The organism is Cedecea neteri (assembly GCF_000758305.1).
In the GTDB taxonomy this organism is placed as follows: Bacteria; Pseudomonadota; Gammaproteobacteria; order Enterobacterales; family Enterobacteriaceae; genus Cedecea; species Cedecea neteri_C.
Window position 1 is genome coordinate 2,506,889 of record NZ_CP009458.1, and the last position, 13,307, is coordinate 2,520,195.

The window sequence follows — 13,307 nt, forward strand, 5'->3', positions numbered from 1 at the left end:
CAACACAGAGGAAGCATCATGGACCGATTCCCGCGTCCCAATGAGACTATCGTGCAGCGTGCCAATACGGGCCTTCAGACCTTTATGGCGCAAGTTTACGGCTGGATGACCTGCGGTCTGCTTTTAACCGCCTTTATCGCGTGGTATGCGGCGAATACCCCGGCGGTGATGGAGTTTGTCTTCTCCAGTAAAATCACTTTCTTTGGTCTGATCATCGTTCAACTGGGGCTGGTCTTTGTGCTCTCCGGCATGGTGCACAAGCTGAGCGCCGGCGTGGCAACCTCGCTGTTTATGCTTTACTCGGCGCTGACTGGGTTGACCATGGCGAGCATTTTCCTGGTTTATACCTATTCGTCTATCGCCAGCACGTTTGTAGTGGCGGGCGGGATGTTTGGCGCCATGAGCCTCTATGGCTATACCACCAAACGTGACCTGAGCGGCTTCGGCAACATGCTGTTTATGGCGCTGATCGGGATTGTGCTGGCTTCGCTGGTTAACTTCTGGCTGAAAAGCGATGCGCTCATGTGGGCCATCACCTACATCGGCGTGGTGGTGTTTGTGGGCTTGACCGCGTACGACACGCAGAAACTGAAAAATATCGGCGAACAAATTGATACCCGCGACGCGCAAATGCTGCGTAAGTACTCAATTCTGGGTGCCCTGACGCTGTATCTGGACTTCATCAACCTGTTCCTGATGCTGCTGCGTATCTTCGGCAACCGCCGCTAATCTTCGCATTCCCTCTCCTTCGGGGGAGGGAGTTTCCCCGCAGTTTTGCTTTTCCTCGCGCGACTTTTACCTGCCTGAACGGAAATATATTGCAATATCTGTCACAAAAAGGGGGCGTATTGAGGAAATTTCCGTACACTTGCGTACTCTGATTAACAGGAAGAAATACTCCAGGAGATAAAACATGAAGTGGCAACAACGTGTAAGAGTGAGAACCGGACTGGGTTGCTGGCAGATTATGCTGCATCTTGCGGTGGTCGCTGCGCTGCTCGTTGGCTGGAAAACCGCGACCCTGATCCCCGTGGGCGTAGGGCTGTGCCTGCTTTATGTCGCTACCGTGGTGATGATGTTTATCTTCCAGCGTTTTCACACTGGCCTGCTGCGTGATATCGGTGACTTCCTTGAAGAGCTCACCACTACCTGGTATTTCGGTAACGCTATGATTGCGCTGTGGTTGCTGTCGCGCGTGGTGCAGAGTCACCTGATTCTGGCGCTCGCCGGCCTGGCAATGCTCGCCGGGCCAGCTATCTTCTCTCTGCTCGCGAAAGACAAATCACGCAATCTTACGCCTAAACATCCAGTACGCCGCTGAACCCGTTGTGGCCGCAATTACCAGCAGCGGCCACAAACTCTGCCAGACAATCCCAAAGCTCGCATCCTTCAGGTAAATCTGTTTCGTAATGTCGGTAAAATGGCGAATCGGGTTTATCCACGTTAAATCCTGCAGCCACACCGGCATGTTTTCTACCGGCGAGACATAGCCAGAGAGCAGGATCGCCGGCATCATAAAGACAAATACGCCAATAAACGCCTGCTGCTGGGTTGAGCAAAGGGCGGAAATCAGCAGCCCGAACCCCACCAACGACAGTCCGTAGATAATCATCGTGAAGTAGAACAGCAGCAGCGAGCCGGAGAAGGGGATGTGATACCCCCAGATACCAACCGCCAGCACAATGGTGGCCTGCACCAGCGCGACAATCTGCGCGGGAACCGCTTTGCCAATAAAAATTTGCCAGGTGGCCAGGGGCGAAACCAACAGCTGATCGAGCGTGCCTTGCTCGCGTTCGCGGGCAACCGAAAGGGAAGTCACAATCATCACGCCGATGGTGGTAATCATCGCAATCAGCGACGGAACCACAAACCATTTGTAATCGAGGTTGGGGTTATACCAGTTGCGAATAGTCAGCTCGCTGTTGTTGGGTTTGGGCTGGCCGGTCATCAGCTCTTGCTGATAGTTATTGACGATTTGCTGGAGGTAATTCGCCGCAATCTGCGCGCTGTTTGAGTTACGCCCGTCGAGCAGAATTTGCAGTTTCGCCGGATTCTGACTGGCAATATCACGCGAGAAATTCGCCGGGAAGCGAATCAGCAGCAGCGCTTTTTGGTTGTCTATTGTCGGCTGTACCTCCTGCGGGCTTTTCAGTAGCAGCACGTGGCTGAAGGCGCTGGCACGGGCAAAGCGCTGGGTTAGCTCAATCGAGTGGCTGCCGTTGTCTTCGTTATAGATAGCGATGGTGGCATTGGTGACCTCGAGCGTGGCGGCAAACGGGAACAAAAGCACCTGCAGCAGCACCGGCAAAATCAGGATGGCGCGGGTCTGCGGCTCGCGCAGCAGCGACTGCAGCTCTTTGCGAATCAACGTCCATAAACGATAAAACATGCTTTCTCCCTTAATCGAGCCGACGTTTGGTTTTCAGCGCCGTCAGGCCGATAAACATCACCGCCGAGGCAATCAAAAACAGCGTGTTGACGATCAACACCGAGGTGATGTTCCCCGCCAGGAACAGGCTTTGCAGGGTGCTGACGAAGTAGCGCGCCGGGATGACGTAAGTCACCGCCCGGATAATCGCTGGCATGCTGTCTATCTGGAAAATAAAGCCCGACAGCATGATGGACGGTAAAAATGCGGCGTTCAGCGCGACCTGCGCGGCGTTGAACTGGTTACGTGTAATGGTGGAGATCAGCAGCCCCATGCCCAGCGTGCTGAGTAAAAACAGGCTGGTGATCAGAAACAGCAGCACCAGCGAGCCGCGCCACGGTACGCCGAGAATAAACACCGTCACCAGCATACAAAGCAGCATGGCTAACATCCCCAGCACATAATAGGGCACCAGCTTGCAGAGCAGCAGTTCGGTCTTCGTCACCTGCGTGGAAAGCAGGGCCTCCATAGTGCCGCGCTCCCATTCCCTGGCCACGACCAGAGAGGTCAGGATCGCGCCAATGACCGTCATGATGATGGTCACCGCGCCGGGAATAATAAAGTGCTGGCTGATGGCCGCGGGGTTAAACCAATAGCGCAGCTGCACGTCGATTAGGGGCTCAAAATGCTCCCCGCGATCTTCCGCCCGCTGCTGTTGCCAAAGCTGCCAGATCCCCTGCATATAGCCCTGAACAAAGTTAGCCGTATTGGGCTCGCTGCCGTCGGTGATCACCTGAATCGGGGCCGTGGCACCGGGGCGGGCCATGTTCTGGGCAAAGTCAGGAGGAATAGTCACCATGCCGCGAATTTTCCCGGCCTGCATCAGTTGAATCAGCTGCTCGCGGTTATCGCTGATGGTGGGTTCAATAAACGGCGAGGCGCTGATGGCGTGGGTGAAGTCCAGCGCATCCTCGCTTTGCTGCTCAATCAGCACGCCGACGTGAAGGCGGCTGGAGTCCAGGTTAATGCCGTAGCCGAAGATAAACAGCAGCAGAAGTGGGATAACCACGGCGATTAACCAACTGCTGGGGTCGCGTACAATTTGCCGGGTTTCTTTCACGCACAGGGCGCGGACGCGGCGCCATGATATCCTTTGGCTATGTTCGCTCATCGCTGTGCTCCTTATCCCATTCGTGAATCAGCCCGATAAACGCCTGCTCCATGGTGGGGTCGGGCGTGTCGTCATCCGCTATCTGCTGCTTCAGGTCGTCCGGCGTGCCGCTGGCAATCAGCTTGCCCCGGTATACCAGCCCGATGCGGTCGCAGTATTCGGCCTCATCCATAAAGTGAGTGGTCACCATCACCGTCACGCCTTTCTCTACCATGCTGTTGATATGCAGCCAGAACTCGCGGCGGGTAATGGGATCCACGCCGGATGTCGGTTCGTCGAGAAACAGAATATCCGGTTCGTGCATCAACGAGCAGGCAAGCGCCAGCCGCTGCTTAAAGCCCAGCGGCAGAGAATCTGTCGTGCTATTGGCGATAGGCTGCAGCGCAAACGCCTCGCTCATGCGGGCAATTTTGTCCTGCTGGGCTCGGCCACGAAGGCCATAAACGCCGGAGAAGAAACGGAGGTTTTGTGCCACCGTTAGGTTGCCGTAGAGGGAGAATTTTTGCGCCATGTAGCCCAGGTGCTGGCGTGCTTTGCCGGAGCTGGTTTTCAAATCCATATCCAGCACCAGCGCTTTGCCCGAAGTGGGGACTAACAAACCGCACATCATCTTGAAGGTGGTGGACTTGCCGGCGCCGTTGGGGCCAAGCAGTCCGAAGATTTCACCGCGTTTAACGGCAAAGTTAACGTGGTCGGTGGCGGCAAAGTCGCCGAACTTTTTGGTTAACTCTTCGGCCTGAATCACCGTCTCGCCGGACTCGCCGTCAACGGTATGAAGAATATCGCCCAGCGGAGATTCGTTCGCGGCGGCGCCACCCAGTAAATCAATAAACGCGTCTTCAAAGCGCGGGTCGGTTTCTTTTAGGCTGGATTCGGGCACGTTCAGAGCATTTGCCAGCTCGTTCACTTTCGCCTCTTTGGCAAGGATCAGCCGCACCGAGCGGCCTTGAATCACGCCGTCGCTGACCTGCGGCAGCTTCAGCGCGCGCTGAAGTAGCTGGCGATTATTCTCTTGCTCGTGGCTGACCAGCAGTGAACGTCCGGCCATCTTCTGCGTCAGCGCTTTCGGCGCGCCGTGATAGAGCAGCTCGCCTTCGTTCATCAGCAGAATTTCCCGGCACTGCTCGGCCTCATCGAGATACGATGTGCTCCAGAGGATCAGCATGCCTTCGCCCGCCAGCTCGTGCACCATTTGCCACAGTTCACGCCGGGATATGGGGTCAACGCCTACGCCAGGTTCATCCAGCAAAAGGACTTTTGGCTGGCCGACGAGCGTGCAGGCGAGGCCAAGTTTTTGCTTCATCCCACCTGAGAGTTTGCCCGCCAGCCGTTCGGTAAACGGCCCGAGAGAGGTGAATTCCAGCAGCCGGGCAAAGGTGCTTTTACGCTGCTCCCCGGTCACGCCGCGCAGGTCGGCATAGAGCGTCAGGTTTTCCATTACCGTTAAATCTTCGTACAGGCCAAATTTCTGCGGCATGTAGCCCAGTTCTGCGTGCAAAGCGCGGTCGTCTTTAATCGGGTCCAGGCCGATCACTGAGGCACTGCCTTCGCTCGGTTGCAGTAGCCCTGCCAGCATCCTCATTAACGTGGTTTTCCCCGCGCCGTCCGGGCCGACCAGGCCGGTTACAGCCCCCGCATGAATTTCGCAATCCAGGCTGGCGACGGCCGGTTTTTCAAGGCCAGGAAAACGCTTCACCAGCCCCTGCAGGCGAATGACCGCGTCATTGCTGCTCATGCTGAGTTCCACCGTTGAATTTCACCGTAACGGGCATGCCCTGACGTAGCGCGTCATCTGCATCGGTCACGATAATGCGCAAGCGGTAGACTAAATCCGTGCGCAAATCCGGGGTTTCAACGGTTTTCGGGGTGAACTCGGCCGTCGGAGATACAAATCCCACTTTGCCATGGTAAGGCTTGTCCGGGCGGCCATCGGTATAAATCAGCAGCTCGCTGCCGGGTTTGGCCTGCCCGAGGTTGGTTTCGTCGATATAGGCGCGAACCCACACCGGGCGAGTGAGCGACAGGGTGAGAACCGTGCTGCCCGCGTTTAGCATGCTGCCTGGCTCAACCGCACGGGTCAGCAGCGTACCGTCAGAAGGCGCAATCAGCGTGGTATCCTGCAGATCTAGCTGCGACTGAGCCAGCTGCGCTTTGGCTTGCTGAAGGCTGGCCTGCGCCTGAGCGATTTCCTGAGGGCGGTTGCCGCTGCGGTACTGGCTGAGTTTATCCTGGGCGGCTTTCAGCGTGGCTTTTGCCTGGTCGCTGGATGAGCGGGCGTTGGCTAAATCATTCGCTGAGATGGTTTTGGTTGCCCACAGACCTTGTTGGCGCTGGTAGAAGTTTTGCGCGTAATCATAGGCTGCCTGCGCCTGGTTTACCTGTGCCGCCGCCTGGGCTATTTCTTCATCGCGGTAGCCTGCAATAATCAAATCGTATTTGGCCTGGGCGGCCGCAACGTTGGCTTCAGCCTGGCGCAACGCGTTTTCATAGGGCGCTTTATCTATCAGTCCCAGCGGTTCACCGGTTTTGATCGCATCACCTTCATCAACTTCAAGCGCCGCGAGTCTTCCCCCCACGCGGAAACTCAAATTAACGGTGCGGATATCTACGTTGCCGTAGAGCGTTAGCTCGCTGTTTTGCCGGCTCTGATACCATTTCCAGCCGCCAAATGCCGCAGCCACGAGCGCTACAATCACAATCACGGCAATCACCGGCTTCTTATTGTTCATCACTAGCGTTTCCTCTGTTTAAAGATAATCCCTGCAGGATGAAATCAACGTGGCTCAGCACCACGCGGCTTATTTGTTGCACCTTGGCCTGGTCAAACTGAGGCCAGCCGGTGCGCAACAGAATCGTTTCTCGTCCAAGCCGGAAGGCCAGTACCTGGCCGAGCAGCGTGTGGGTATGCAAAATAGTGTCGGTATCAAAGGGATCTCGCCCGGTGTAATGCGCCACCAGCGTGGTGAGCAGGGTGTGCATCGGGTCGATAACCTGCTGGTGAATAAGCTGATAAGCGGCGGTCGGGGAAAGCTGTTCGCGGGAGATAAATTTGCTCAGGTTGAGCGTGTCGTCGGCGGTCAGTAGGGCGATCATTTGCCCGAGCGCGGTATGAATAAGATGCCGTATTTTCTCTTTGTCCGGTTCGGGCTGGCACAGCAGGGCTTCTGCGCGGGCAACATGCTCGTGAAAGTTACCGCTAATGAAGTCGGCAATCCACTGGGCGGAAGCCATATACAGCGCTTCTTTGGAGCCAAAATAGTAGGTGATCGCGGCAATATTTTGCCCGGCTTGAGCGGCGATATCTCGCGTCGTGGCATGCATGCCATATTCTGCGAATTGCGCGATGGCGGCGGTGATTAGCGTGTTTTTAGCCTGCTCTCCGCGGCTGGTGACGGGCGTCGGCGAAGGTGCCATACCGACCTCTTAAAATGTTAATCAATCGATTGATTAAGAGTAAGCAAAGTTATCAACCCTGTCCAGCACAAGGCTTTATTCTGCTGATGAGGCGGAAAGTGAGAATTTATGCGGAAGATCACAAAAACTGCTACACTGCACGCGAACGGCGCCGTGGTTTGCGCCTCCTCTCTTCGCCAGCTTAGCGCTGGCGCGTGATGTTCCCCCTGGAAACTACACCGCACAATTCTGCGGTCAGGGCGGTTCTGGAGTTCCTATGTCTTTTGATTCTCTCGGCCTGAATGCCGATATTTTGCGTGCGGTGGAAGAGCAGGGCTATCGTGAGCCTACCCCAATCCAGCGCCAGGCAATTCCGGTAGTCTTATCAGGCCGTGACCTGATGGCCAGTGCCCAAACCGGTACCGGCAAAACCGCAGGCTTTACCCTGCCGCTGTTACAGCGTCTGACCGACAGCGCCCCTCACCAGAAGGGCCGTCGCCCGGTGCGCGCGCTGATCCTCACCCCAACCCGTGAACTGGCGGCGCAGATTGGTGAGAACGTCCGCGATTACAGCAAATATTTAAATATCCGCTCGCTGGTTGTCTTCGGCGGCGTGAGCATTAATCCGCAGATGATGAAGCTGCGCGGCGGCGTGGATGTGCTGGTGGCAACGCCAGGCCGTCTGCTGGATCTTGAACATCAGAATGCCGTGAAACTCGATCAAATCGAGATCCTGGTGCTGGACGAAGCCGACCGTATGCTGGACATGGGCTTCATTCATGACATTCGCCGCGTGCTAGCTAAACTGCCTCCGCGCCGCCAGAACCTGCTGTTCTCCGCGACCTTCTCCGACGACATTAAAGCGCTGGCTGAGAAGCTGCTGCACAACCCGGAAGAAGTGGAAGTGGCTCGTCGCAACACGGCGTCTGAGCAGGTCACGCAGCACGTTCACTTCGTGGACAAAAAGCGCAAGCGGGAACTGCTGTCGCAAATGATTGGTGAAGGCAACTGGCAGCAGGTGCTGGTGTTCACCCGCACCAAACACGGCGCTAACCATCTGGCAGAGCAACTGCAAAAAGACGGTATCACCGCGGCGGCAATCCACGGCAACAAGAGCCAGGGGGCTCGTACACGCGCGCTGGCTGACTTCAAAAGCGGCGGCATCCGTGTGCTGGTGGCGACCGATATCGCGGCTCGTGGCCTGGATATTGAAGAACTGCCGCACGTCGTTAACTATGAGTTGCCGAACGTGCCAGAAGACTACGTGCACCGTATTGGCCGTACCGGTCGTGCAGCAGCCACCGGCGAAGCACTTTCTCTGGTGTGCGTGGATGAACATAAACTGCTGCGTGACATCGAGCGTCTGCTGAAGCGCGAGATCCCACGTATCGCTCTGCCAGGTTTTGATGTTGATCCTTCGATTCCGGCTGAGCCAATCGTCAACGGTCGTCAACAGCGTGGCGGTGGTGGTCGTGGCGGTCAGGGTGGTCGCGGCGGTCAAAGCCAGGGGCAGGGCCAGCGTCGCGGTGGCAACGGCGGGAACGCAAATGCTTCCGGTGAGCGTAACAATGGCCCGCGCCGCAGCGGTAAACCGCAGGGCGAAGGTGCCGCGAAGCCGGCTGGGGATAATGCCCGTCGTCGTCGTCCACCGCGTAAACCAGCGGCTGCGCAGTAAGTTTCATACCCTCACCCTAACCCCCTCCCTTTCAGGGAGAGGGGATTAAAGACGCTCTGTGTTCCCCTCTCCCTTCTTGGGAGAGGGTCGGGGTGAGGGGATAACACCATACATATTATCGGATGCGTCATGCGTGTTCTTCTTGCCCCGATGGAAGGGGTTCTCGACTCTTTAGTCCGCGAACTTCTTACCGAGGTTAACGACTACGATCTCTGTATCACCGAATTTCTTCGCGTGGTCGATCAGCTGTTGCCGGTTAAATCTTTCCTCAAACTTTGCCCCGAACTCGATCATGCCAGCCGCACGCCATCCGGTACGCTGGTTCGCGTCCAGCTTCTTGGGCAATACCCGCAGTGGCTGGCTGAGAACGCAGCTCGCGCGGTCGAACTCGGTTCCTGGGGCGTGGACTTAAACTGCGGCTGCCCGTCAAAGCTGGTCAACGGCAGCGGCGGCGGTGCGACTTTGCTCAAAGATCCTGAACTCATTTACCGCGGCGCGAAAGCCATGCGTGAGGCTGTGCCAGCGCATTTGCCTGTCACGGTGAAGATTCGCCTTGGCTGGGACAGTGGCGCACGTCAGTTTGAAATTGCTGATGCCGTGCAGCAGGCGGGGGCGACAGAGCTGGTGGTTCACGGACGCACTAAAGAAGATGGCTATAAAGCCGAACTGATCAACTGGGGCGCTATCGGGGAAATTCGCCAGCGGCTGTCGATCCCGGTCATCGCTAACGGCGAAATCTGGGACTGGCAAAGCGCGCAGGATTGCCTGGCCACTACGGGATGTGATTCGGTGATGATTGGGCGTGGGGCGCTGAATGTGCCGAACCTGAGCCGGGTCATCAAATACAATGAAGCGAGGATGCCGTGGGCTGATGTCGTTACGCTGTTGCAAAAATACAGCCGTCTCGAAAAACAGGGTGATACCGGGCTGTATCACGTGGCAAGGATTAAACAGTGGCTTGGTTATTTGCGTAAAGAATACGTTGAAGCAACGGAACTGTTTACCGTTATTCGTACATTAAAAACGTCCAGTGAAATTGCTAATGTTATTGGCGCGTTAAAATAGTTTTTCTTAAAACCCGTTAATTAAACTTTTAATTAACGGGCATTTTCCGTTAAAGAATTTCTTTTCTTTCATTCTTTCCTGAATGCGGTTCACAAATTTTTATCTTTCTTTTATTTTGTGCTGGAGCTGGTTTCAGCATGATGACATCATAGCTGCGTAAATTATTCCAAAGGATTGTTACTGTCTAACAGGCAAAACCTAAATTCATTCTCCGGTTTCCGGGAAATGAATTTAGGTTTTTTTTTGCTTTTTTTATTAAAACAAGGGACGTTTATCATGTACTCACGCACGAAAATAACCGGTGGCATGATGCTGCTATTTGCTCTGGGAGGTATGCCCGAAGCTTTGGCCAGCTATTCTCACTCTGATGGCGGCCTGCTAACAGACAGCCATCTCGATGCCACCTTAAAAAATGTCTGGATGCTGAATACCACCGACGCAATGGCGGATCAGGGCATTGGTGATCAAAATGCCTGGGCTCAGGCGTTGCATCTGGACTGGCAAAGCGGCTGGCTGTGGGATCTCGTGGGGGTTGATGCCTCGTGGTATGGCGTAGCGAAGCTGTACGCTAACGATGCCTTCTACGGCAGGGACTTATTGAGGGACAAAAACGGCAAAGCACAGGGCTTCAATAAACTAGGGCAACTGTACGCCAAAGCACGATGGGGGGATGCCGGGCGGCATCTCAATCTTTGGGTCGGCTGGCGTCAACTCTATAAATTCGGCGCGTTAAACGTTACCCGCAGCCGAGCTGCCCCCAGCACTTGGGAAGGCGTTAGCGCCGAGTTTGCGTGGGATGACTTTGGCGCAAAGGCCGCCGTCGTGAACCGCTTTTCTGAGCGCGATGAACCGGAAAAACGCCGATTCCGAACCTTAAAAACAAATAAGCAGATTGACTATATCGCGACCAGTGAACTGAGCTGGTCACCGGTAAAGGGCAGTAAAATTAGCTACATTGCCGCCGAGAGTGATAGCTATCTTCTCCGCCACGGGCTTGAAGCGAATACCGTGGTGCCGCTTGGCAAAGATTTTAATCTCCTGGCAAGAGGCACGTACTACTACGCCCGTGGCCTCAGCGATTGGGAGGGGGCTCGAGGGTTCAGCCGCACAGCACAGCACCTTTTTGCCCTTGTCGGCTATCAATACGGGCGAGCGGAATCCGGCCTCGGCTGGTCGCACACTCGGGCGCCTTTGGATAACGGTTTAGGCCACTTTTATTGGCACTTTGGTAAAAACACACGAGGTGCCTTTAATAGCAAAGCCGATGGCGAAGGTAATGACTACATCAACGACGGCGAACAAATGTTGTATTTATACAGCCAGTATCAGATCTTGCCTGAATTACTGGTTGGCATATACGGCAATTACGGTTTTGGCATGCAATATAAAGGCGTGGATTTAAAAGAGTGGGAGTACGGGGGCTATTTTCTCTGGCATAGCCCACAGGTTAAAGGCCTGAATGTCTTTGCTGGCTTTGGCCCAAGTTATAGCTGGAAGTTAACACCTGCCAGAATGCCTTCTCTTGATGAAAAAAATCATAGTTTCCGTCGCGCGAAAGGCGTGGGGGGAAGCGTACGCGTTGAATATCGGTTTAATTTATTTTAATTCCGTCATAAATAAGGAGTGAACATGAAAAAGAATATCATCGCCGGACTGGTGCTCACACTCATTGCGGGCTCCGCTTTTGCCGCCGAGCGTCCCATGCGTATTTTGATCGTCAATGATGATGGCTGCGAGTCTGTCGGAACAACCTCATTACAGGATAAATTAACGGCAAAAGGCTATGACGTCTGGATGGTGGCTCCGGCCACTAACCAAAGCGGTATTGGTTCGGCCATTACCTTCAAGCCAAATAAAATATTTGATGTTAAAAAGGTGGCCGACAAGCGCTACTGCTTCCCTGGCACCCCCGCAGACTCCCTTGACTTCGGCGTGCTGGGCGTGATGAAAGATACGCCTCCTGATCTGGTGATATCAGGCGTGAACGACGGCCCTAATACGGGTGTTGCTCAGTTGAATTCTGGCACCATCGGCGCTGCGGCCCGCGCGGTTCGTTACGGTTACCCGTCCATTGCCGCCAGTATTGGCTACATTCTCAGCGAGCAGGAGATGAAGGCCGGGTGGCCAAGTACCCATAAATACTGGCCAGACTCCGTCGATTATGTCGCAGGCCTGGTGGATACGCTGGCGAAAAGCTTGCAGCCGGGTAAGCCAGTATTACCAGCTGGTTCAGGGTTGAGCATCAACTATCCGCCGTTAGAAAAGCAGGCTATTAAGGGCATGAAATTCGTTGAGAACGAGCAAAACCCGGTGCCGCAGCACTACTATAAACTGCTGCCAGATGGCAAAGCACAGCAAATCATGAGTGATAAAGTGCTGACGCCGGTGGACACCGACACCGATACCGGCTGGCTGAATCGAGGTTACATCACCTGGACCGTTTTTGACGGAGAGTGGAATGCGCCGCAGTTTGATGAGCAGTACCGCAAACTGTTTGCGGCAGAAACTGCGGCCAAATAGCCCGGCGATGTCGCGATCGCTATCACGGTTTTCGCCCAGCAAGCTTGAGCGATATATCCTCCGTGATAGAGTGCAGATGTTGGATTGTTACTGCGCTTAGCAGGCAAAACCTGATCATCTGGCTCTGCCAGAGGTCAGGTTTTTTTGTTTCTGGGGTAACCATGGAAATCGCCAAGATACTGAACAACAACGTAGTGGTTATTCTCGATGAACACCGGCGCGAACAGGTGGTGATGGGGAAGGGGCTGGGCTTTCAAAAAAAAACGGGAGATAGCCTCGACCGTAGCAAAATAGAAAAAGTGTTTGCCCTACAAAGCGATGAGCTGGTAGCAAGATTAAGCGAGCTACTGAACCAGATCCCGCTGGAGGTGATGACGTCCTGCGACCGTATTATTCAGCTGGCGCGCGAACGACTCGGTAAACTGCAGGAAAGCCTCTATATTTCCCTGACGGATCACTGCCACTTCGCGATTGAGCGGCAGAAAAAAGGCATGGCAATACGCAACGTGCTGTTGTGGGAAATCAAGCGGTTATATCCCAAAGAGTTCGCTCTGGGGCTGGAAGCAATTGGTATTATTCACCGGCGCCTCGGCGTATTGCTTGCCGAAGATGAAGCGGGGTTCATCGCACTGCATCTGGTGACAGCCCAGCTTGAAGGCGAAATGCCGGAGGTGATGGATATCACCCGCGTGATGCAGGAGATCCTGCATATCGTGAAGTACCAGCTGCAAATCGAATATCAGACCGAGAGCCTGAGCTACCATCGCTTTGTCACGCATTTGAAGTTTTTTGCTCAAAGAATGCTGAACCGCACCACCGTAGCGGATGATGATGCAACCCTGCATGCGGCGGTAAAAGACAACTACCCGCTGGCGTGGCGCTGTGCGGAGAAGCTTCAGCGGCATCTTGCCAAAAGCTACCAGCGCGAGCTGACCAACGAAGAAATTATGTTCCTCGCTATCCATATTGAGCGAGTGCGCAAAGAGAGCCACAAGGCTTAAATAACAAAACGGATTGTGACTGCTTCGGCAGGCAAAACCTGAGCGTTAGCTTCCCTACGGGGCGGCTGGCTCAGGTTTTTTTTTAACTTTACTCAGCAGACATCGCCCGCGGGC

At 54.8% G+C, this 13,307-nt stretch carries 12 protein-coding genes; 7 read left to right on the top strand and 5 right to left on the bottom strand.

Annotated elements, in window-relative coordinates:
• Positions 1 to 18: 18 nt before the first annotated feature.
• On the top strand, positions 19 to 729 hold the full coding sequence (locus LH23_RS11765; protein ID WP_008456273.1) for a Bax inhibitor-1 family protein: 711 nt from the start codon (positions 19 to 21) through the stop codon (positions 727 to 729).
• Positions 730 to 913: 184 nt separating this feature from the next.
• Positions 914 to 1,321, top strand: coding sequence for a YbhQ family protein (locus LH23_RS11770; RefSeq protein WP_039291296.1), 408 nt, complete (start codon positions 914 to 916; stop codon positions 1,319 to 1,321).
• On the opposite strand, the gene LH23_RS11775 is transcribed toward LH23_RS11770, so the two are convergent.
• Genes LH23_RS11775 through cecR form a run of 5 tightly spaced genes read right to left on the bottom strand, consistent with a single transcriptional unit; the run spans position 1,283 to position 6,953 of the window.
• Positions 1,283 to 2,389: an ABC transporter permease gene (locus tag LH23_RS11775; RefSeq protein WP_039291298.1), complete on the bottom strand. Its 1,107-nt coding sequence runs from the start codon at positions 2,387 to 2,389 to the stop codon at positions 1,283 to 1,285. The genes LH23_RS11770 and LH23_RS11775 overlap by 39 nt on opposite strands.
• 10 nt (positions 2,390 to 2,399) lie before the next feature.
• Positions 2,400 to 3,539 carry an ABC transporter permease gene (locus tag LH23_RS11780; protein WP_039291299.1) on the bottom strand — a complete coding sequence of 380 codons (1,140 nt, stop codon included), beginning with the start codon at positions 3,537 to 3,539 and terminating at the stop codon, positions 2,400 to 2,402.
• A complete protein-coding gene (locus tag LH23_RS11785) occupies positions 3,526 to 5,274 on the bottom strand; it encodes an ATP-binding cassette domain-containing protein (protein ID WP_039291300.1) in 1,749 nt (582 codons plus the stop codon). The genes LH23_RS11780 and LH23_RS11785 overlap by 14 nt, the downstream gene beginning before the upstream one ends.
• Positions 5,261 to 6,268, bottom strand: coding sequence for a secretion protein HlyD (gene hlyD / locus LH23_RS11790; RefSeq protein WP_039291302.1), 1,008 nt, complete (start codon positions 6,266 to 6,268; stop codon positions 5,261 to 5,263). The genes LH23_RS11785 and hlyD overlap by 14 nt, the downstream gene beginning before the upstream one ends.
• On the bottom strand, positions 6,258 to 6,953 hold the full coding sequence (gene cecR / locus LH23_RS11795) for a transcriptional regulator CecR (RefSeq protein WP_039291303.1): 696 nt from the start codon (positions 6,951 to 6,953) through the stop codon (positions 6,258 to 6,260). The genes hlyD and cecR overlap by 11 nt, the downstream gene beginning before the upstream one ends.
• 256 nt (positions 6,954 to 7,209) lie before the next feature.
• On the opposite strand from cecR, the gene rhlE reads away from it, so the two are divergent.
• The 5 genes from rhlE to licT all read left to right on the top strand — a co-directional run bounded on the left by rhlE (position 7,210) and on the right by licT (position 13,193).
• Positions 7,210 to 8,607, top strand: a complete 1,398-nt coding sequence (rhlE, locus tag LH23_RS11800; RefSeq protein WP_039291304.1) for an ATP-dependent RNA helicase RhlE — start codon at positions 7,210 to 7,212, stop codon at positions 8,605 to 8,607.
• Positions 8,608 to 8,736: 129 nt separating this feature from the next.
• Positions 8,737 to 9,672 carry a tRNA dihydrouridine(16) synthase DusC gene (dusC, locus tag LH23_RS11805; protein WP_039291305.1) on the top strand — a complete coding sequence of 312 codons (936 nt, stop codon included), beginning with the start codon at positions 8,737 to 8,739 and terminating at the stop codon, positions 9,670 to 9,672.
• A gap of 174 nt (positions 9,673 to 9,846) precedes the next feature.
• Positions 9,847 to 11,277 carry an OprD family outer membrane porin gene (locus LH23_RS11810; protein ID WP_231560114.1) on the top strand — a complete coding sequence of 477 codons (1,431 nt, stop codon included), beginning with the start codon at positions 9,847 to 9,849 and terminating at the stop codon, positions 11,275 to 11,277.
• A gap of 24 nt (positions 11,278 to 11,301) precedes the next feature.
• The gene (surE, locus tag LH23_RS11815) at positions 11,302 to 12,192 is read left to right on the top strand and encodes a 5'/3'-nucleotidase SurE (protein WP_039291307.1); all 891 of its coding nucleotides are present in this window, start codon (positions 11,302 to 11,304) and stop codon (positions 12,190 to 12,192) included.
• A gap of 161 nt (positions 12,193 to 12,353) precedes the next feature.
• Complete coding sequence (gene licT, locus LH23_RS11820; protein WP_039291308.1) at positions 12,354 to 13,193, top strand: BglG family transcription antiterminator LicT; 840 nt, start codon at positions 12,354 to 12,356, stop codon at positions 13,191 to 13,193.
• The last annotated feature ends 114 nt before the right edge of the window (positions 13,194 to 13,307 follow it).